Genomic DNA, 20,485 nt, shown 5'->3' with positions numbered 1-20,485 from the left:
AAGGAGCTGAACATGAACGACGACACGGGGCCGCTCGCAGGGAAGAAGACGATCGTCATCGGCGGGTCGCGGGGCATCGGCGCCGCGATCGTGAGGCGCCTCGCGCGCGACGGCGCGGCGGTCGCTTTCACCTACGTGAGCAGGCCGGATCGAGCGCGAGAGCTCGTCGCGACCGTCGCGTCCGAGGGCGGGCGCGCGATCGCGCTCCAGGCCGACAGCGCCGACGCGAGCGCGCTCGAGCGCGCGATCGCCGAGGGCGCGGCGGCGCTCGGCGGGCTCGACGTCCTGGTGAACAACGCCGGCGTCCTGATCTTCGGCAACGCCGACGAGTACCGTCTCGAGGATTTCGACAGGATGCTCTCCGTCAACGTGCGCGGCGTGTTCGTCGCCGCCAAAGCCGCTGCGCGCCACCTCCCGCGCGGCGGGAAGATCCTGGTCATCGGCAGCAACACGGCCGAGCGCGCGATGGGCGCCGGCTCGGCCGTCTACGGGATGACGAAGGCGGCGGTCGCGCGGCTCGTGCGCGGGCTGGCGTGGGATTTCGCGCCGCGCGGCATCTCGGTCATCAATGTCCAACCCGGCCCGACGACGACCGACATGAACCCGTCGGACGGTCCGCACGTCGACCGGGTGCGCGACGCGAGCCCCGAGAAGCGCATCGCCGATCCCGACGAGATCGCGCGTTTCGTCACCTATCTCGCCCGGCCCGAGTCGACCTACATCAACGGCGTGAGCCTGACCATCGACGGCGGCTTCTCGGCGTGAGCGGGCGGCGCGCGGTCATCCTCGTGACACCTGCATGCCGTCGATCTGCGTGAGGATTCCGAAGATGTTCGCCAGCCGCGGCGCGCCGCCTCCTTTCCGGGCTGCTCGTCGCCGACGCCTCGCTCGCCAGCACCTGAGCCGCTCGGGAGGATGCCACGGGGCATGAGATGCTTGTCGACGTGAGGCGTCAGGTGCTTGAGCGTCGTCGGCTCGAGGTCCGCGGCGTCAGGGGCACGTCGCCGAGTCGTCGTTGTCTATCAGGGTCGCTCGTGGAACGCCGGTCCGCTCGCGGAGCTCTTCCGCTTCACAGGTGGGGAGCTTCGGGTTCGTCGTGACCTCGAGACCGTGGTGGATCCGCTCGAGCGAAGAGAGCGCATCGATGCGGGTGAGCTCCGGGTTGTTCGAGATGATGAGATATTGCTCGATCGCCCGGAGCGCAGAGAGTCCATCGAGGGAAGCGAGCACGGGGTTGTTCACGATGTCGAGATCCTGGTAGATCGTCTCGAGCGCCGAGAGCCCCTCGAGGCTCTCGAGCTTCGCGTTGCCGGTGACGAGGAAGTTGGCGATCTGACTCAGGCCTCCGAGGCCTTGCAGGTTCTCGAGAGCCGCGTTGGACTTGAGCGTCACTGCGCCCGTGGCGGTCAGGCTGCGCAGCCCGGCGAGGCTCACCAGGGCGGGGTTGTCCTCGATCCGGATGCCGCCAGTGCGCACCGTCGTCAGGCTCTCGAGCCCGCCCAGGTCGGCGAGGCGGATGTTCGAATCGATGATCAACGCGCCCCCCACGGTCTTCAGGCCTTGAAGCCCTGTCATGCTCGCGAGCGCATCGTTGTTCTCGATCGTCAAGCCCGCCGCGATGGACTCGAGCCGCTCGAGCCCCTCGAGCGTGGTGAGGCTACGCGTGTACCGGATGGTGACCGTGCCCGTGACGTGGCGTAGACAGCCGAGGCGTTGCAGCCGGTTCACCCCTTCGCTGAGCATCAGGTCCCCCTGGACCTCCGAGATGGGCGGCAAGTCGTCGACATCGACCTGGTGCTTCAGATCGAGCGAGCTCGATCTGGGTCGGGCCGTGGCGCAGTCCAGCTCCGCGGGCGCCCCTCCGCTCCCGCCGGCTCCACCCGGAGCCCCGCCGCTCGTGCCGCCCGCGTCCATGCCGCCGGAGTTCGCTGCCGCGCCGCCGTCGCTCGACCCGGTCGAGTCGAGCAGGCCACCCGCGCCGGGGCCGTTGCCCATGGCTCCGCCCGCGCCGCGTCCTCCAGCGCCTCCTCCAGTCGCCCCGTCCCCGGCCGCCCCGGGACCGTCGACCTCGGAGGAGCTTCCCCCTCCACTGGCGCCCGCGACGCCTGGAGCGTCAGGGATCGTCCTGCCGCAAGCCAACGGGCCTCCTGCTGCGACGAGCCCTGCCGCCGCGATCGGCGCCCAATACCAAAACCGCCTGCTCCACACCGGCATCATCAACCCTCCGTTGCCCGGAACGAGACCGCTCAGGAGCCCGCCCTGAGCGCGGCGAACTCGCCTGGATCGTGGATGGTGGGGGGATTGATCCCGCCACCGATGAAGTCCTCCGTGCGGTCGTACATGCCGAAGTGGGTCACCGGCTCCGAACCGCCCGGCGCCGGGAAGCCGTCGCTGCCTGCCGTGACCCCGAGGGCGTTCATCAAGTTGCAGAAGTACTTGTTGATCGGCGCGTTGGCGAGCGACGGGTCGGTCCCCGTGGCCTGGGTGGTCCCGTCGACCTCGCTCGGAGCGCCGTCGGCACACACGATCTCGCTGTTGCCGGTCGTGAGATCGGGCGAGCCGTCCTCGACGTTCACGGCCCAGCCGGTCTTGAAGTAGCCGCCGGCGCTGCCGACCTGGACGATCGGCAGGTTGTTGAGGTTGCGGGCGCAGCCGTCCGACGCGTCCTGGAACCAGACGACCGCGCTGTTGTCGAGGAGCGTCCCGTCGCCCTCGTCGATGCGGTTGAGCTGCTCGACGAGGTGGGCGAGCTTCCTCGCATGGTAGTCGTCGATCGTGAGGAGCATGTCGATCACACCCGTGACGCAGGTGCCCTGCATGCCCGCATTGCCCAGGCGATACGAGAGACTGGCGCTCTCCATCGTCAGGCCGAGCCCTCGAAAAAGGAAGTTCGGGGGGTACTTCAGGAAGATGACGGGGGTCGCGTTGCACGCGGCCGCGAGCACGGCGAGGTTCGAATAGAGGTCCGCGCCGTCGAGACTGCCCGAGATTCGCCGAGTCAGCACGTCGTCGACGCTCGGGCGCGTGCTCGCCAGGTCGACGTTCTCCTGCGTCGCGCCGAGCGCCGTGGCGAGGGGCGTGTTGCACTGCGCAGAGGCGACGGGTCTCACGGTCTCGTGGAGAAGCGTCTTCCAGGCCTCCAGTTTGTTCCTGTCCGCCTGGCTCATGTCGAAGCGCGCGAGCGTGTCGAGATCGTCCCGCACGAGGTCGATGATGCTCTTGCCGCGGATGGCCTTGTACGTGTCCGGAGAGGGGAGGGGGTCCGAGAACAGGCCCGTGAGCTTGGCCAGGATCGCCGCCGGCGCGCCCAGACCCGAATACAGGGTCTCGGGCGCCGAGTACGAGATCGTCGAGGACGCACCGTCGCGGAAGTTTCCCACGTGCATGAGCAGCGGCTCGCCGTCCGGGCTGAGCTGTCGTGCGATGACGTGGTCCAGCGACGGACCGGTCGCTCTGGCGTTGAACTTCGTCGCCTGGTCGAAGCTGAACGGATCGTCGCTGTTGGGAGTGACCGGGTGGCACGTGAAGAACGACGCGTTCACCTGCAAGTGGCGATCGTTCCCCTGGCCCCGCTCCATCTTCGGCGTCCACTCGTTCATCGCGCGGATGCCTCGGGGCATGAGGAGCTTGTCGACGTACGGCGTCAGGTGCTTGAGCGTCGTCGACTCGAGGTCCGCGGCGGTGAGCGGGCCGTGCGACTTCCTCGGGAAGAACCGCGTCGTGATGCAGCCATAGTGCGTGTACATCACGATCAGCCGCCTCGGCGGCGTGGCCGGCTGCGCCTTCGCGGTGCGGTCGGTGATCGAGCTGAGGAACGGCGCTGCGACGCAAGCTCCGCCCAGCCCCCGGAGGAAGATTCTTCGGCTCACGCGCTTTGTCATGGTCGTATTTTCCCAGCCTCGATGAAAACGCCCGGCTGCCCCTCGGAACGCCTTCTGAATGCCCGCGTCGGCCGGTCTCGATCACTCTTCCGCCCGGGAGCAGCGAGGCGCCGCCGCCCGCGGCCATCTCCCGGGAGCCCGACCGAGGTTGCCGGGACCCTGACGGCGCGTCACCGGCGCGGGCGCCGGGCGCGACGCGACGAGCGTTGCATCGCCGGAACCGGAGATCCCGCGGAGCGGGCCCGCGATCCCGTGCTGGCCCGTCGCTGCCGCGGCCTGCGTCCAGCGCTGCGCTGAGCAGCGTTTGCCTCGCCAGGGCAACATCTGCGTTCTTCCCGGAGAGAGCTACGCAAGTTCTGCCGAGTCGCTCCGGCGCGCCCCGCGCTCCGCGGCATCTCTCGGCATCTCGGACTGGCCCGCGCATTGCTCTCCGCTCCTCGCGTCGCCGGGCGGAGCAGGCCTGAAGCCTGCTGGCCGCGCCGGCGTATCGCTGTGAGCTGCGGGAGCGCAGGCGCGCTCCTTGAACAGAGAGGGTATCTCATGCGCAAGATGATGAGTGCAGGGTTGTTGGCGATCTCCGGAGTCCTCGCGGCCTCGATGGGCTGCATCGCGCCGCCCGCAGACGAGCCGATCGCGGACGAGGGGGTGGCCGCCGAGGTCGGGGAGGCGGCGGCGGAGCCGACGGGGGAGGCCGCGGAGGAGCTGTCGGTGTGCGGCGGCGGGCTGGTGTGCCAGTGGGCCTTCGCGAGCGGCGCGCCCCAGTGTGAACAGTACCCTTCGGGCCCTCGGCTCTACTGCTGTCCGTCGGGGTACGGGCTCGTCAACAACACGTGCGTCCCGAAGTGCGGCTCGGGGCTCCAGTGCTCGGGCAGCAGCATCCCCGGCTCGCACTCCTGCACCTCGCGGGACACGGGATCGAGTGTCATCCATTGCTGCGAATCGGGCCAGCGCATCTCGGGCGGCCGCTGCGTCTGGTGAGGCTGTCGGTCTGACCGGCTCGCAGGCCGATGAGCCCGCGAGCTGGCTCGCCCTCGAGCGATGCGACCGCGGGCGGCCACCTCCACGTCATGGCGCGCCGTCGTCGAGCACGATTGACGTCCTCGCCCCCGCGGCCCCGCTGTAGCCACCCTTGCCGCCGCAGCCGCCGCCTGGGCGGCTCGACGCTCGCGCCGCCCGGCGCTGCGGTTGCCGCCGCCGCCCGCTCCGCCCCCTTGGCGGCGCGCTCCTGCGCGGCTTGCCGGCACCTCGTCTGCCGCTCGCTTGTGGTGGGAGAGCGCGCATGGTACGCGCCTCGACAGCTTGCTGGTGGCGGGATGCCGCCAGCCATGGTTCAGCGAGGGTGGGATGGCGAAGCGAGCGGCTCAAGGGCTTGTGGCGGTCGTGCTCGTGGGGCTGGCAGGGCATGCCGTGGTTCCCGGATGCGTCATCCGGGTGGGCCCGGGGGACGGGAACGGCGATGGGGCGTGGCCTGGCTCCGGTGACGGGGACAACGCCTCCGAGAACGGCGCGGGCGGCAGCGGTCCCGTCGACGACGGCACGGGCGGCAGCTGGCCCGTCGATGACGGTGCGGGCGGCAGCAGCCCCGTCGATGGCGGTACGGGCGTCAGCCCGGAGGAGCAGCATCTGGGCGAGGAAGCCTACGCGCAGCTCGATCCAGAGGAGTTAGCGTTCGCCTCTGCCCTGGCGGGGAACATGACGTGCGCCCTGGCCGGCGCGGTCGAGGCCGCGCAGATCGATCCGGCCGCGATCGACGACGAGACCCTCAGGGCGCTCCTGGAGCAGCACGCGCCGGGAGCGATGGACCAGGCGCGGGCGTGGCTTGCGGGCATCGACCCATCGACGCTCGCGTATACGGTGATGCCAAAGTACGAGTGCGAGGGAGACTACGGCTGCGAACGTTACCCACGGTGCCAGCAGGGCTACATACCTGCCCTGAGTCATCGTTGCATCATCAACGACTGCGGGAAGGCGAAGTGCCCCACGTGCCCGGACTTCGTGAACGAGCTCCTGCAGAACGTCGTGATACGAGCGTGGTGCTCCTATGTTTGCGTCAAGACCGGGACCTCGCCGCCGGAGGTTGTCGCCGTCGGTGCCGGCGCCATCTCGGCGCTCAGGAACAGCTACTTCGGACCCGTCTGTATGCCGTATCCGTGAGCAGCAGAGACGATACCGTGAAATCTATCCAACCGCGAGAGCCGCGCACCATCCGTCGAAGATCCGACCCTGACGATAAGGAGGGCGAAGCAATCAACAACGCCTTCGACCTGTTGCGTGAGATGACCTCGGCCCGCAGGCTGTCGACCCTCGTGCGACGACCGACTCGCTCGGAGGTCCTCCAGGCGGCCGACGACTACATCGCGTATTTCCCGCTCGAGCAGCCCCGCGAGCGCGCGCGCGAGCTCCGGGAGGCGGCGCTCACCTGGAGAGAAGCCGAGGAGGTCCCGGTAGCGGTCTACGAAGCGGCCCGGCATTTCTGTCTTTCGCTCGGCGTGCGGGAGCCCGCCGGCGGCTGGGATAACGACGACGGCTACCAGGTCCGAGCGATCGACCGCGACACGGACGACGCGGAGCCGCCGCCCGCGGCGGAGTCCGCGGCCGCGCCCCCGAGCTACAGCGATGCGTCGAGGAAGGCGGCCCGGCTGGCCCAGGCGGTCGCCGGCGCCGTGAATATCGCCGGCGCGCTCGCCTCGCCGAGCTCGTGGGCCAGGGCGACGTCGTGGCCGTCGCGGGAGCACCTGGTCGAGCACGTGGACCACCTCCTGTCCGCCTTCGGAGCGGAGCTCGACCAGCAGCGATTCGCCGCGCCTGCCCGGAGGCTGCGCGCGCTGCTGTCGGCCTGGGAGCCGGGGCCCGAGGTCCCCGCCGACGTCTCGGAGGCCGCCCGCGATCTCCTCGCGGCGTTGGGAATCGAAGAGCCTCCCGGCGGGTGGGACGCGCCCGAGGGGCCGCCGGAAGGGCCGAGCAACGACAACGGGTAGGGCCTGCTTGCCGGCTGCGCTCACGTGACCCGAGCACACGAGGCGCGGTGAGAACAAAACTCGAGAAGTTGCTCGGGATGAGCGGCGGCTACTTGCTGGACTTTTCGAACAGGACTCTTGAGGGGTTCGCTCTGCAGAGCGTTCGGAAGAACATCTACGACGAAGGCTACGACTACGCCTCTGGATCGAAGGCGAATCGCGTCCGTGCGTTCTGGGACAGCGAACCCAATGGCGTTGTCGGTAAGCTACGCAAGGTGTGCGCGGGAGAGTTGCGGAGGCGCTGTTGCGTACGACGCTGATCGCGCCTGGGTATGTCGCATTGATGTGCGCGGTACATCTTACGTAGATCAGCTTGCGACCGCTGACGGTGCGGTCGGCGGTGGGATGGCTCTCGTTGTACGATGACCGCTCGCGCGGAACAAGCTCAAGGCGAGCTCGCTAGTCCTGCCCTGCTCCCGCTCGGGTAGGGGAGCGGTTGCGGCAATCCCGCGCGCGAACCTACGGCGCGAAGCGCATCATCTCGGCGGCGAAGCCGTCGCTGCCGCGGTTCGCCTTGTCGCGCGTCTCGTCGAACACATCCGCGACGCCGCCCGGGCCCCCTGGGCCGATCTCGAACGTGACGCGATGCAGGGCGAACTGCTCGTCATCGGCATACGCGATGCCGATCGAGGGCCCGCCGGAGCCCCCGCCGCCGTAGCCGCCGGTGCCGCCCCAGCCGCCGTAGCCGCCTCGGCAGGCGCGTTCGCCGCCGAGGTCCGGCGCCTGCCCCGGCGGGCCCCCTTGGACGCCTTGCCCGCCCATCTGGCCTTCACCCCCTCTGCCTCCGGCGCCGCCCGGGCCCGTGATGACGCGCGTTTCCCGCAGGGTCAGCTTGCTGCCCGCATGGGCGAAGATCGCGATGCTCGCGCCGCCCGCGCCGCCGCCGCGGCCGCCCGTGCCGCCGCAGCCGCCGCCGCCGCCCGAGCCGCCCGACGCGCCGCCCAGCGCCGCGTTGCCGCAGGCGCTCCGGCCACCCGGCGCGCCGCCGCCCCCGCCACCCCCCTGGCCGGGCGCTCCCGTGCCGCCCTGGATGCCGGGCACGCCTTCCCACCCGGCCTCGGTAAGGCGTCCACCCTGGCCGGCTGCGCCGGGCGCGCCCGGCGCGCCCTCTCCCCCACGGCGGCCGTCCTGGCACGGGGCGCCGTCCTTCGCGCCCGCGCCGCCCAGGCCTGCGTCCCTGGAGTTCGAGGCCGGCAGCGGCTTGCCGTGCTCGGCATCGCCACCGCGGTCCGGGGTCCCGTCGCCCCCTTTGCCGCCCGTCGACACCATGTCGCCGCAAACGGTCGTCACGGCGGGCGCGCCGGCCACGGTCGCTGCCGAGCAGGCGTCCCTGCCGATCGCTCCGATCTCCCCGTACGCTGGCTGCGGATCAACGTAGACCGCATCCTGGCCGTCTTCACCTTTCTGGGCGCCATCCGCCTCGATCACGCTCCGGAGCACCTCCACGACCGCGCCCGGCCGGAGCCTCATCGCGATCGAATGGAAGTCCTGCAACCTCCACCGCTGCTGCACGTGCATGTCCACGATCGTCGATACACCGTCGGTGGCCCACTCGCCATCGTCCTGCGCTGCCTCCACGGTGATCGGGGGACCCCCGGCGTCTGGAGAAAGGAGCGTTACCACCCCGCTGGCCGACCCTTCCGTGTAGTGGGGCCATCCCGCCCAACAAACGAAGCCGCCCCAGAGATCGATGCCGGACCGCAACGTGAGGCCCTCGGCATAGGAGTCGGTGCAGGCGAACACCCGCCCGCGAGCACGCGGCGCGAGCGCGACCGCACGGGCGAGCGTCTTCACCGGTTTCTCCATCGTGCCGGGATTGCTGTCGTCTCCAAATGACCGGCTCGCGAATACCCCGCACCCGGCCTGCACGCGCAGCGCGGCGAGGCCCTCGAGACACTCCTCCTCCGAGGGCGCGACCGCGAGCTCTGGGTCGCAGGTGACCCCCTCCGCGCACGGTGGGGTGAACGGCTCCGCTCCGCACCCCAGGGCGGCCGGAGAGGACAGCAGCACGAACCATGCAGCGGCTGTGATCTTCATGATCTTTTCTCTGCCCGCCCCCGCGCGAAATCCCTCATTGGGGCGGCACAATCAGCTCCGGGAACTCCCATAGGACGGCGGTCTGGCCGTCCTCACCGATGGCTCTCTTGTCGCTCGGATCGCCTCCGACTCCCCCAGCACCAGGGGCTCCCCAGGCCCAGTTGGCGCTCTCCGTGAGGTGAACACTGCTGTTTACGAGCGCGACGGCGATGGAAACGCCCCCGAGCCCTCCGCCGCCGTGACCGCCGTTGCCTCCCGCGCCACCGCGACCCCCATCGCATGCAAAATAGGCCGCGGGTGCGATATATCCAGCGGGGCCGCGTGGCCCGCCGAAGCCACCCTGTTGCCCCCTCCCTCCGTTGCCGCCGCGCCCCGCATCGCCGACGATGATGTTGGTCTTGTCCACGATGACGTGCGCATGCAGCGCGATGATCCCGAAGCTACCGCCCCCGTAGCCGCCGCCTAGGCCGCCGCGCCCCCCGCAGCCGCCGCCCGAGCCCGAGCCGCCGGACGGTCCGCCCTGCGGATCCACTGGGCGGCACTTCCCGTTCGGTCCGACACCACCCCCGCCGCCGCCGCCCTGGCCAATCCCCCCGTTCCGGCCGTCCTGCCCCGAGAAGCCGTACCAGCCGCGCGCGCTGATGGTTCCGTACTTGAGCCGGTCCTCCAAACCCGTCCCGCCGCCGACCCCGTTCGCGCCCGGCTCCCCTGGGTGGCCGTCATCGCCGGGCGTACAGGTCATCGCCCCGCCGGTTCCCCCTTCACCGTCCTCCATCGACTCAGGCCCCGGTGCCACGCCAGCAGCCGGTGCGCCGGGCTCACCCTCGCCGCCCGAGGTGACGTCGCCATCGCCGCCCGCGCCCCCGATGGACCTCGTCCCATCCTCGCACACGGTCACCGCTGGCGGAGCGCCCTCGGTCCAGTCCGCCAGACACCCGCCCGCGCCCGGATGGCCATGCGCCCCATCCGGCGCCCTCCATCCTTGCGGAGCGCTCTCCCCGTCCGCCCCATCCGCGCCGTTCCCCGCCAGGATCTCGCTCGACACCACCTCCACCGCGGCGCCCTCCTGCACGATCATCCCGATGGCCGACCCGCTCGGCCGCACCGCATCCGCCGCCGCGAGCCGCACCCCGAACACCACCGACGTCATGCTCGTCTGGCGCGCCTCCACGGTGAGCGGCACCCGCCCCGGCTCGGGCGCGATCCCGGTGAAGCTCTCCGCGCCGCCCCAGGTCCAAGCCGCCGCGCCGCAGTCCCGGCCGCCCCAGATCGCGACCCCCGACGGCAGCACGACCGCCTCCTCGAAGTCCTCCGCGCACGCGTACACCCGCCGCGTCCCCCCGGGCTCCGCCGCCTTCTCCACCGCGCGCCGCAGCGTCCTGACGGGCGCTTCCCTCGTCCCGTCGCTCGCGTCGTCCCCGTGCCGCGTGACGAACACCCCGCACCCGTCCTTCGCCGGGCTGGTCGCGGGATCGCCGTCGCACGGCGACGCCGGTAGTGCCGGAGGCGCCTCGCCGGGGAGCGGCGCGCAACTGTACGTCGTCGCGCAGTCCTCGGCATAACACCCGGCGCCCCCCGCGGCGCTCCCGCAGCCGAGCGCGATCACCGCGACCGAACGCAGCGCTCCTCGACCTCGCCCCCCGCGCATCCCCATCGCCCCTCTTCGCCTCACCAGACGCCCTGAAGCACGAGCCCGGCCTGCGTCCCCGTCGCGCTCGGCGCCACCCGGACGCCTCCGCGGGCGGGCGCCTCGTCGAGGATCCACCCCTCCGCGAGGAACGACGCCGCCGTCGCCATCCCGAACACCGCCCCCGTCGCCAGCGCCACCTTGCCGAGCGTGGCGAACAGAGCCCGCTCCGCCACGTCGTCGCGGATCTCCGCGCACGCCTCGGGCGCGTTCGGCCACCAGCACGTCGACGACGTCCAGCCTCGTTGCCGGCGGAACACGACGTCGCGCTCGGCGAGGTTGTCGTGGACCACATCGGCCCGCAGCAGGAACACCGTGCCGGCCGCCAGCGCCGCGGTCGCCAGCGCCGCGCCCCCGATCCGCAGCTCCGTCAGGGGGAGCGCCGCCCGCGCCGTCGCCCGCGCCGCCGGACCCACCGGCTCCGCCGCCCGCACCGGCCCGACCCCCGCCGCCCCCGCCTCGCCGCGCTCCGGCGCGCGAGGCAGCTTCAGGGTCAGCGAGCTCTCCTTGCCGGCCTGCCCCTCGAACGTGCTCACCACCTCGGTGTGGCCGTCCAGCCGCGCCCGCACGGTGTGGTGTCCCGGCTCCAGGAACAGCTCGTAGGTCGGCGCCGGGCGCCCCAGCGCCTTGCCATCGACGGAGACCTCGGCGTCCGGTGGGCTCACCCCCAGGTAGAACGTCACCACCCGGCTCTCGGCCTTCTTCAACCCCTCTTCGGCCCGCCTCGCCAGCCCGCCGCCGAGCGCATCACGGTGCCTCAAGCTCTGCGCCAGGTGGTCGGCCGCGTCTCGATACATGGCCAGCGCGAGCTCGCACAGGCCGAGCTCCGCGGCGATCTCGGCGCGCTCTGCGTCAGTCGTCCACGCCGCGTCGGCCGCCTCCAGCGCAAGCTCGTATGCCGCCTCGGCCTCGACCCAGCGCCCGGCGTCGCGCGCCTGCCGAGCACGGCGCAGCAGATCCTCGGCGTTCGATACCGCCTGCGGCCCGGTGACCCCCTGGGGATCCCTTGCGTCCGCGACGCCCTCCAGCGCCGCCACGACGCCGAGAATGGCGCACGGCAAGAAGGCGAGGAGCGCAGGGCGCACGCTGCCCTGGATACTCCTTCGAGCAACACCATGTCAACGCGCCGCGCCCCGGGACCGCCGTGCCTTCTCGTGCATCCGTCGGGTGCACCCGGGTGCTCACGAAGGTCGGGAGTCGTCATCAAGCCACCAGGTGCATGAGAACTTCGGCCATGATGACGGAACGTGTGGCGCCGATCCGGGCCTCGGTCGATTCTTTGACCGTCTTGCCGCGCGCGGATCGTCTGCTGGATCGTGGATCGAGACCGAACAACGCCGACCTACCCTGTGTCCGCCCGCGTCAGGTCGCTGGTCAGCTATGTCGGGGTGCCCTCGCGGGACCTCGACGACGTCATGCAGGACGCGATGGTGCGGCTGTGGGAGAAGCGAGAGCAGGCCCGATCGGCCACGAACCCGAGCGCCTTTTGCGACAGCGTCGTCCTGAACACGGCCCGCGATCACCAGCGGGCGGCGCGCAGGCGCGAGGAGGCGCTCACGGGCCTCGACGAGGCGGCGCTCTGGGACGAGCGCCAGAGCCCCGAGGATCACGCCATCGCTCGCCAGGAGGCGGCGCTGGTGCGGCAGCTCATCGATCAGATCGGTGAGCGGTGCCGCGGCGTCTTCATCGCCTGCGAGCTCCTGGAGCGGCCGATCGCCGACGTCGCCCGGGAGCAGGAGATCCCGCTGGAGACCGCGCGAAGTCGCCTGCGTCGGGCCTGGGAGGAGTTCGAGGCGGCGGCGGCGCGCTGGGAAGCGCGGCAACGAGGTCGCGGCGCTCGCCGGCTGCGCGCCGTGCTGTTCCCGCCCTGGCTGCTGGAGCTGCTGGAGCGGCGCTCCTTTCGGCGTGGTGGTCCCGCGCGCTGGGTGGCACGAGGCTTCGCCATCGCCTGTGCGGCCGCGCTCGGCGCGCTGGCGGCGCTCGGCACGCTGGCCACGGGCCCGATACAGTCCGTCACGCCGCTCCGCACCGCCATGACCACCCTCGTCTCCAGGAGGACGACCGGGCCGGCGACCGCGCACGCAAGGCGCGATCCCGCCGAGACGGCGCGCGTCGGCCATGCGCCGGATGACGCGGTGACGATCTCTCCCACGCTGCACGGGACGTTGACGACGCCGACGACGCCGGATGGGGCGGTGACGACGCCGACGACGCCGGATGGGGCGGTGACGTCCCCGGCCGCTCCGGCCGCTCCGGCCGCGCCGCCACGCCGGCCAGCGGCGCAACGCCCGGCGATCAGCTCCCGCGAGCGAGGGCTGGTCGCGCGCGCGCGGACGGCCGTGGCGGCCGGTGATGTCGTGTCGCTCGTCGAGGCGCGGCGCCTGCTGGAGGAGCACGGGCGGAGGTTCCCGCGCGGCCGCCTGGCGGGGGAACGCGAAGCGCTGCTGGACCAGCTCAGGTGAGAGCCGCGCAGTAAGGCCATCGCTGAGCGCGAGGAGGCCTTCGAGACGATGGCGGGGCTGGACCACCGTGGTGCGTCGCCGCGCCCTGGGAGATCGAGCGCCTCCTGAGCGGGCGTCGCTCGGCGCGTGACGCCCGCTCAGGAGCGGTCGTGTCCGCGCGCGGCGCGTGGGATTCGCGCGGAGCATTCACGTTTCACCTGGAGGCGAGCCATGGAGCTCCTGGCGCCGCCCCCACGAGGGCGATCATGCATTCTACCGGAACACGCGTCATCGCCGTGGAGTCGGCCCCTGTGGCGCGACACGACACGGGGGCTCGTCCGAGCGCACCCGGCGCGGCGCGCGTCGCGGCGCGCGCGGCGGCTCGGCCCGGATCTCGGCAGCACGCGGCGAGGCCGGCGACGGGCCGCGAACGGGCGCACGCGTTCCACCAGCTATTTCAGGAGGAGACGGCTCGGCGCGTTTCCCGGTGGCTCGCGAAGCTCCGTGTGCCCCAGCGCGATCGGAGCGACCTGAGCCAGGACGTCCTTCTCTTGGCGCTCACGCGCTTTGGCAGCTATGACCCTTCGCGCGGCGAGGTCGCGCGCTGGCTCAACGGCATCGCCGTTAATCTGGCTTCGCGCTATCACGCCAAGGCTTCTCAGCGGCGCGAGGTCATCACGGATCCCGTGGCGCTTTGCGAGGCCGGCGACAGCGCGACGCCCCTTGAGCTCCTGCTCGCGGCGGAGCGGCGGCGCCTGCTGAGGTCTCTCGTCCTGGAGTTGCCGTTCGAACTGCGCTCGGTGCTTTTCCAGCACGACCTCCACGAGATCTCGATGCGCGACATCGCCGAGACGAGGGCGATACCCCTCAGCACAGTCTACAAATGGCGCACGAGGGCGCTCCATGGCGCACAGGAAACGCTCGCGAGGCGCCTCGCTGCGGAGGAGGAGCGAGGCGCGAGACGCCGTGGGGTCCCGGGCGCCTTCGCGCGGCCCGGTTCCGTGCCACAAAATGTTGCGTAGCTCACGTCAGGGCGCTCGTAGGAGAGGGGAAATATTGCGTAGCTCACGTCCTGGCATGCGCAGGAGGGTACCGGGGCCACGCAGGAGGGTACCGGGGCCATGCAGGAGGGTACCGGGGCCACGCAGGAGGTGCCGAGGCGGCGCAGCAGGGGTGATGGCGGTGCGCAGGCGTCAAATGCTGGTTGCGTAGCACACCAAAGGGGACGCGCAGGAAGGCGCCGTGGCTGCGCAGGACCCGCGCAATTGTGACATAGGACACGTGGTGGGCTGCGCAGGAGGGCGCCATGGCTGCGCAGGAGGGGCGCCGTGGCTGCGCAGGAGGGGCGCCGTGGCTGCGCAGGACGGGCCCCGGGTCTATGCAGCGTGGCGTCAGAGCCGCGTGTCAAGCGACAGTAACTTTACTGACGCTCTACAGATGCTCGAAGTGGCGCGGCGCCAGAACCCGCGGCACCACTGGAGGGAGCGCTCCGGTTTAACCGGAACCCGAAGAAGGTCGGCCCAAACCGGATCTCCCCCGGCTCAAGGCGTGGCGGCTGGAGGTGCTCGTACGATACATCGGCGCATGCGAGGACCACCGTGGGGGGGTCCAGGGCGACCAGGTGCCTGGCGATCTCCCAGACCTCCATGAGGTTATGATTGGGGCGCAGAAAACGCTCGTACGGGAGTGAAAACGCGTCCATCGCAACGCGAATCACGATCACGCTGCCTGGATGGCTGAGGCGCTCCACTGGGCTCGCAATCTCCCCCAGGATTTGCCCGCCTTCCTCGCGGCCGAGTTCGCAAGCCCAGGTGAGGCGGGCGCACGCCCACGCGAGGACGTCTTCGCCTAGATCCGACTCCGCGTCCAGGTCGAGGCATCGGGGCGTCTTGAGGAACGCCTGTAGCGGCCCCAATCGCGGCGCTGTGACACCGGCCAGGGCGTCGCGCGCGCGCGCGACTGACGGCAATTCACGCACCGCATGGGCCGGAGACAGGTCCCCGGCCCCAAGAGCGCGGGCGGCGGCTGTCCGGACAGCTCGCTTGTGGTCATTGTGAAGGCGATCGCGCAAGGGGTCGACGGATTCAGGATCGGCTCTAAGCGCGTCGATGATCTGGAAGCGCAGCGCCTCCTCCTCCTCCATGTGCAAGCGGTCCCGCAGGAGGCGCATGGCCTCGGGGCTGCGATCCCCAGACACGGCACGGATCGCCGCTCTGCGCACTTCCTTGTCTTCATTGTCCAGCAGTGCGCGAAACGCGGTCCGAAGCTCTGGAGTGTCCTCGAGCGCGTCGGCCGCCGCTCTCCGCAGAGTACCCAAATCTCGCCATCGGTAGATCTCGTATGTCATGTCTGTGTCAGACCCGCGCGGGAGGGAGGGATCAGCCGCGAGGGCAGCGACGATTTTGCTGCGTGCCGGCTCGTACGCTCCCAGAGCACGCATGGCCGCGCCTCGAACATTCACAGAGGAGTGGTCGAGCAACTCGAGGAGCCTCGGGCGCGCCGGAGGATACTCACGGAGCATCGGCGCCACGAACGCCAGGACATGCTCCTCATCGCTGGCGAGGTAGGTTGCCAGGATAGGATGTGCTTCTGGATCACCTTCGAGAACGCTGGGCAGGCTGCTTCGGTAAAACGGTGAGCGGCTCTCCAGCGCTTTTTCGTGTATCCACTCGACCCTTCGAGCTCGTTCGCGCAACTCCTGGCGCATGCGGCGATCGTGCCGCAGCAGTCGCAGGGCTTGCTCACGGACGTGCTCGGACTCGTCGTCGACAAGCGCACGAACCAGGTCTACCGAGCTCGGGTCCCTCATAAGCGGCCCGATCATCGTGGTCCGCCAGTCATCCGGGGTGTCCGTCGAGGAGAGCATCTCCTTCAATCTCTCGCGGTCCGCTACGTGATCGATGAGATAACGAAAGGCGGAGAACCGGAGTGCCCGGAGATCCGTGTTCAAGCATCGTAGGAGGTGATGTCTGACGAATGTGTGCTCCGACATCCGCTCACAGAACGCATCGTATTCCTCATACTCATGAGCTCTGGAATAAAATTGCTGCTGCAAGCGGCCCGTCATCGCCGGGTCGCCCGCTAGCGCCCTCACGGCAGCGGCTCTCACGTCAGAATGCGGGTCGTCGAGCGAGCTCTCGACCAGGCCACGGTATCGCGGATCACCAGTCAACGCGTCGAGGATCTTCGCGCGGATCACCCCGTGGTCAATATAATGACCAGGACGCCCCATCTCGCCCCAATCCCGCTCGATGTCAGGACTCGAACGTGTCTCATCGAAGTACTCTCGAAGTGCTGCGAACGCGATCGGATGCGCAGAGAGGACAGTGACGGCGGTCATCCGCACCTCGCCGTCGGGATGGCGCAGGAGGTTGTCTCGAATGCTCACGAGGGATGCCGCGTCGTGAATCGGAGCCTCGGCGGCAGCGATGCGCTCTTTGGGAGACCTTGTCAAAAAAGGTTTGATCAGTGCCTCGCTAGAAGGGTATCGCCCTAGGGCCGTGATAGCTGCAGCGCGCACCTGTTCATCCTCGTGCTCGATCAGGCGCACCAGCCGTGAGCGGTCGGCGCGCTCGCCGAGCGCCTCGATCGCCGCATGTACAATGTCGCCGCGGGGGCTGTCGAGCAGCTTGCTCAGGGGCTCCTCGGCCTCCGGAACTTCGGCAAGGACCTTGACCTCGTCCCTCCTCACATCCGGCGAGCTCAGTCTCTGAAGCAGCACCCTGCGCCACTGGGGCAGGCCGATGAGCCTCTGTAATGTGCTCTCCTTGTCATAAGGGAACTTCTCCGGAGTGCTAATGTACGTCCGGATCAGCTCCTCAGACTCGGGATCATCCGCCAGCGCCCGGATAGCTGCGCTCCGGAGCTTCAAAAAGCCACTGAACAGAGGATAACGGAGCGGCACAGCCAGGATGTCGCGGATCACCTTGCGAGAAGGAGGGTCGTCGGCCAGCAGGTCGACCACCGCCGCCCGCACCTCATCGCTAGGGTCGTGCGCCAGCATGTACCGCAAGCGGGGCAGGTAGATAGTCCGGTGCGCCAGGTTTCCGGCCAGCTCCGCCACACAACGTTCCCGCGTATACCGGTCCGCGTCGCCGAGGCGCTCACGCCAGTCAGGTTCTGCGCCTGCATCGCTGGCCAGGTCCTGGGTCAGATCTCGGCGCACCAGATCATCGTCATGATACAGTAGCGGTCGCAGGCGAGGGTGAAGCTCCCGATATTTGGCGAGATGGCCGGCCGCATGCCCCTGATATTGGGTGTCCGCCCCCTGCGTGAGCTCCAGTATCCCTTCGATGCCAGCGTTTGCTCGCACCAGCACGCGGGCTTGCCGCTCGACCGTGGGCCACCATGTCGATTCGCGCCGCTCCGGTACGCGAGCCCCGAGGATCCAGGTTGCCACGTGGGCTTCGGTCCCGACGCCGCCGGGTAGCCGCAGTAGCCGCGTAAATGCGCGGTCGACCTCCACGCTGTCGACCAGCCCGCGCATGGCCAGGAACGCCCGCTCTGTGGCGTCCATCAGCGCCAGTTCGGCGTCCCCGAACCGTCCGCTTGGCGCGTCGAGGCGCTCCGCGACCAGGCGGATCACCTCGCCTGCGTGGGTGGAGCAAAATTGCTGCACGCCCTGACCGCCATACCCTAGGGCGCGCAGCAGGAGCCGAAGCAATCTATGATCGGAGAGATCTCGCTCTCGCGCCTCGGCGAGCGCATCCTGGAGAACGGCCGTTCCCCGGATGGCGTGCGCCATCGGCACGATCTCTAGCGAGCTGCCTTCCGGCGCCTGCTCCGGGGTCGCAAGCAACTTTGTGCGTTCCAGCTGGAGGTCGATGTCGGCCTCGGCGGCAAGGTACTCTCCGAGCGTTAGGTGGGTGAAGCGGAACCGCGAGCCGCCCGTGAAGAGTCCAGTCAGCTTGTAGAGCTCCTCCCGACCATAGGGCACCTCGGCCGATTCGAAGATAACCCGCGGTGCGCCTCCCCTGGGGAGCAGGCGGTCGCGCGCGAAGGTCTGGAGCTCCTTTCGCAGCGCACCGCCCGAATATTTGAGAGGCAGGCGCTTTGAGCGCAGAAGATGATCGACGGCGCGGCGATACAGCTCGATTGTGGCGCGGGGAAGTGCCCTGTCCGAGCGGTACAGCGTTGCGGCCAGCCCGAGGAGCACCGGCGTCTCCAGCCACATCTGACCGTCAGGCAGGCCCCGCATCTCCTCGATCAACCCGTCCACCCAGGCTTCACCGGGGAAGTACCTCTTCAGGAGCTGCTGCGCGGCGATTCCAGGGATGCCGTGCAGCGTCACGGTGACGACGTCGCTCACGGGGGCAGCGCCAAGCAGGGGCCGGGAGGCGAGGACTACGCGGCCTTCCAGCCTCGCCATCCACTCTGCCGCATGTTCCTGCTCGACCATGCTGGACTCGTCCAGGCTGTCGATCAGCAAGAGCGCGCGGCCCGAGGTGATGGCCTCGCGGATGGCCTGGTGTGCTTCCGAGGGGCCCTCATCCAGCTTCACGCCCGCGACCGCTCGCTTCGCGAGCGCGCCAGCTAGGTCTTCCTCGAGATCCCCGTGCGGCGGGACGCTCCGGAGCCAAACCGGGATCCTTCCCTGAGCGTCTGACTCCCGGTGCCTGGCCGCTTCGCACGCTAGCCAGCGAAGGAGCGTCGACTTCCCCGTGCCGGCTGCTCCGACGATCAACGTTCGATGCGCGAAGTCCAGCAGGTCTTCTGCGGGGATGGTCTCGGTCAACCGCCTCCACGGGGCGCTCTTCCGTCGACGCAGCTCGGTGTGCAGCGCCTGCCGCTCGCCCGGCGGTTCACTCGTCTCGCGGTCGTCCTCCTCGGCGCGCTCTTGGCCGTCGACCGCGCCGCCACGAGTGACCTCCAGCTCCACGAATACATCTTGAAGCGGGCGGGCCTCGACGTCGCCGGCCAGCGTGACCTGCCCTGCTGTTTCGCGGATGCGCGCAAGATAAGTCGCCAGGGTCGGCCCAGGGGCCGCTCGCGGTGCCGGAGCTTCCTCCGCGGGCTCCGCGCCGGAGCCTGGGTCGCCAGATCCGGCGATCGGCGCTCGCCTGAAAGCATCGCCGTAGATCGGCCAGCGCGTCTGATCGAGGTCGGCAAGGTTCCTCAGCTTGCCAGCGCAGGTCTCCCACGCCTCGGGGAAACCTGGCTCCAGCGCGCCGCTCGGACCATGGCGGCAGATCACACGGTCGAAGTCCTGAGGCGCTCCGAGCTTGAAGCGTACCTCATAGCCCGCAAGCTTCTTCTTGAGCGTGAACTCGCCGGGGCGGTACTGAAGGTTGAGGCCAAAATGGAGGCGTGAGATCAAGAAGCGGCTCAGGATCGATGCTCCGAGGGAGAACGGGCTGGGATCCCTGCCGTTCAGGACCACCGTGACGTCCTTGCGGAGGAGTGTCTTGAGCTTGGCATCCACTGTCCTCGAGAGCACCTCGGCATGATCCTCCGCGAGCTTCGTATAAGCCTCGAGGAGGTGAACGCTCCCGCTGTCCTTTCTTCTTCTCTCCTGCGCCAGTGCCTCGTCCTCGATAGCAAGGAGTCGTTTCTTCACCGGGTCGAGCTCAGGGTCGCCCACGAGGTCCTCGATCATCCTGTCGTGCCGGAAATCGCGCACGCTGGCGCGCAAGGCGTCGATGAGGCCACCGTCGCCTGTCCCCGAGATCAGCGTGCGGCCGAGGCTGTTGAGCGGCGCCTGGTCCAGCGGGTCGTCCTGCCAGTAGGAGTGGAAGTCCACGCCCTCGACCTTCCGCTCCAACCCGAAACCGACGGCGAGGATGACCGCCGAGGCGCGCCTGTGGTGTGCACGCTCCGCGTGCCACGTCACGAGCCGATCGGAGCCCCTGCCGAGGTCGGTAATCTCCGCGCCGAAGTGGATGTCGATGCGCTCGCGCTCATCCTCGGGTAAAACATGGTAGGCATCGAGAATCTGCCGCACGACCTCGCCGGCCGGCGCGGCTTTCCACCGGAGGAGCGGGACAGTGGCTGCAGGCTCAGTGGAGCCGGCCGCAGGCCAGTCGTAGATGTGCGGGTGGATCCAGCGCTTCATGTTGTTGCGCTGGAGGTGGAGCAGCTCATGGGCGTGTTCGAGGAGGGTGACCTTGAACCCGAGCCGCGCGGCGCCTGCCGCCGCCGTCAGCCCCGCAACGCCGCCGCCGACGATGAGGATCGCATCGCCCGGAGACACGATGGCGAGCTCGCGCAGGGAGTAGACCAGGTTGAGGGCGCGGATCTGCTGCGAATGGAGCGTGACCCGTCGCTCCAGACACCCGAGGACGTATAGCCCATCCTCGACGCGCATGTGGGCGTGCAGGTCTTGCGGCTGGATCCCTCTTGTGACGCGGGGCTCGGTCATGGGCGGTGGGAGTATACACCGCTTTAGAACGGGGTCGGCCCCGAGGGATGCTCGCCGCTCGGGCG

General features: G+C 69.7%; 12 protein-coding genes. 6 read left to right on the top strand and 6 right to left on the bottom strand.

Annotation, left to right across the window (positions count from 1 at the left end):
• Positions 1-12 precede the first annotated feature (12 nt).
• Positions 13-765, top strand: a complete 753-nt coding sequence (locus WME76_RS44615; protein ID WP_437962305.1) for an SDR family oxidoreductase — start codon at positions 13-15, stop codon at positions 763-765.
• Positions 766-990: 225 nt separating this feature from the next.
• Here WME76_RS44615 and WME76_RS44610 read toward each other — a convergent pair whose 3' ends face one another.
• Together WME76_RS44610 and WME76_RS44605 are read right to left on the bottom strand one after the other, a co-directional pair.
• Positions 991-1,995: a hypothetical protein gene (locus WME76_RS44610; protein WP_437962304.1), complete on the bottom strand. Its 1,005-nt coding sequence runs from the start codon at positions 1,993-1,995 to the stop codon at positions 991-993.
• A gap of 251 nt (positions 1,996-2,246) precedes the next feature.
• Positions 2,247-3,869, bottom strand: a complete 1,623-nt coding sequence (locus WME76_RS44605; RefSeq protein WP_437962303.1) for a DUF1552 domain-containing protein — start codon at positions 3,867-3,869, stop codon at positions 2,247-2,249.
• A gap of 579 nt (positions 3,870-4,448) precedes the next feature.
• Here WME76_RS44605 and WME76_RS44600 point away from each other — a divergent pair.
• The 3 genes from WME76_RS44600 (at position 4,449) to WME76_RS44590 (ending at position 6,859) form a co-directional block, all read left to right on the top strand.
• Positions 4,449-4,859: a hypothetical protein gene (locus tag WME76_RS44600; RefSeq protein WP_437962302.1), complete on the top strand. Its 411-nt coding sequence runs from the start codon at positions 4,449-4,451 to the stop codon at positions 4,857-4,859.
• 366 nt (positions 4,860-5,225) lie between these two features.
• Positions 5,226-6,035, top strand: coding sequence for a hypothetical protein (locus tag WME76_RS44595; RefSeq protein WP_437962301.1), 810 nt, complete (start codon positions 5,226-5,228; stop codon positions 6,033-6,035).
• A 152-nt stretch (positions 6,036-6,187) separates the two neighbouring features.
• Positions 6,188-6,859 (top strand): hypothetical protein, encoded by a 672-nt coding sequence (locus tag WME76_RS44590; RefSeq protein ID WP_437962300.1) that lies wholly within the window; start codon positions 6,188-6,190, stop codon positions 6,857-6,859.
• Positions 6,860-7,357: 498 nt separating this feature from the next.
• On the opposite strand, the gene WME76_RS44585 is transcribed toward WME76_RS44590, so the two are convergent.
• Genes WME76_RS44585 through WME76_RS44575 form a run of 3 tightly spaced genes read right to left on the bottom strand, consistent with a single transcriptional unit; the run spans position 7,358 to position 11,707 of the window.
• Positions 7,358-8,935: a hypothetical protein gene (locus WME76_RS44585; RefSeq protein ID WP_437962299.1), complete on the bottom strand. Its 1,578-nt coding sequence runs from the start codon at positions 8,933-8,935 to the stop codon at positions 7,358-7,360.
• Between the two features lie 34 nt (positions 8,936-8,969).
• Positions 8,970-10,583: a hypothetical protein gene (locus tag WME76_RS44580; protein ID WP_437962298.1), complete on the bottom strand. Its 1,614-nt coding sequence runs from the start codon at positions 10,581-10,583 to the stop codon at positions 8,970-8,972.
• A 20-nt stretch (positions 10,584-10,603) separates the two neighbouring features.
• Positions 10,604-11,707: a PEGA domain-containing protein gene (locus WME76_RS44575; RefSeq protein ID WP_437962297.1), complete on the bottom strand. Its 1,104-nt coding sequence runs from the start codon at positions 11,705-11,707 to the stop codon at positions 10,604-10,606.
• A 231-nt stretch (positions 11,708-11,938) separates the two neighbouring features.
• On the opposite strand from WME76_RS44575, the gene WME76_RS44570 reads away from it, so the two are divergent.
• Positions 11,939-13,084 (top strand): RNA polymerase sigma factor, encoded by a 1,146-nt coding sequence (locus tag WME76_RS44570; protein ID WP_437962296.1) that lies wholly within the window; start codon positions 11,939-11,941, stop codon positions 13,082-13,084.
• 245 nt (positions 13,085-13,329) lie between these two features.
• On the top strand, positions 13,330-14,085 hold the full coding sequence (locus WME76_RS44565; RefSeq protein ID WP_437962295.1) for an RNA polymerase sigma factor: 756 nt from the start codon (positions 13,330-13,332) through the stop codon (positions 14,083-14,085).
• A gap of 398 nt (positions 14,086-14,483) precedes the next feature.
• Here the strand turns inward: WME76_RS44565 and WME76_RS44560 are convergent, their stop codons facing one another.
• A complete protein-coding gene (locus WME76_RS44560; RefSeq protein WP_437962294.1) occupies positions 14,484-20,420 on the bottom strand; it encodes an FAD-dependent oxidoreductase in 5,937 nt (1,978 codons plus the stop codon).
• Between the last annotated feature and the right edge of the window lie 65 nt (positions 20,421-20,485).

Origin of the sequence: Sorangium sp. So ce119, assembly GCF_051524405.1 — a bacterium.
GTDB lineage: Bacteria > Myxococcota_A > Polyangia > Polyangiales > Polyangiaceae > Sorangium > Sorangium cellulosum_G.
The sequence above is the reverse complement of the archived record's forward strand: the minus strand, read 5'-3'. Positions and strand labels throughout refer to the sequence as shown.

Coding starts and splice junctions, on each gene's coding strand:
- WME76_RS44615 (WP_437962305.1), top strand. CDS start 13: ATGAACGACGACACGGGGCCGCTCGCAGGGAAGAAGACGATCGTCATC.
- WME76_RS44610 (WP_437962304.1), bottom strand. CDS start 1,995: ATGGGCAACGGCCCCGGCGCGGGTGGCCTGCTCGACTCGACCGGGTCG.
- WME76_RS44595 (WP_437962301.1), top strand. CDS start 5,226: ATGGCGAAGCGAGCGGCTCAAGGGCTTGTGGCGGTCGTGCTCGTGGGG.
- WME76_RS44585 (WP_437962299.1), bottom strand. CDS start 8,935: ATGAAGATCACAGCCGCTGCATGGTTCGTGCTGCTGTCCTCTCCGGCC.
- WME76_RS44580 (WP_437962298.1), bottom strand. CDS start 10,583: ATGCGCGGGGGGCGAGGTCGAGGAGCGCTGCGTTCGGTCGCGGTGATC.
- WME76_RS44565 (WP_437962295.1), top strand. CDS start 13,330: ATGCATTCTACCGGAACACGCGTCATCGCCGTGGAGTCGGCCCCTGTG.
- WME76_RS44560 (WP_437962294.1), bottom strand. CDS start 20,420: ATGACCGAGCCCCGCGTCACAAGAGGGATCCAGCCGCAAGACCTGCAC.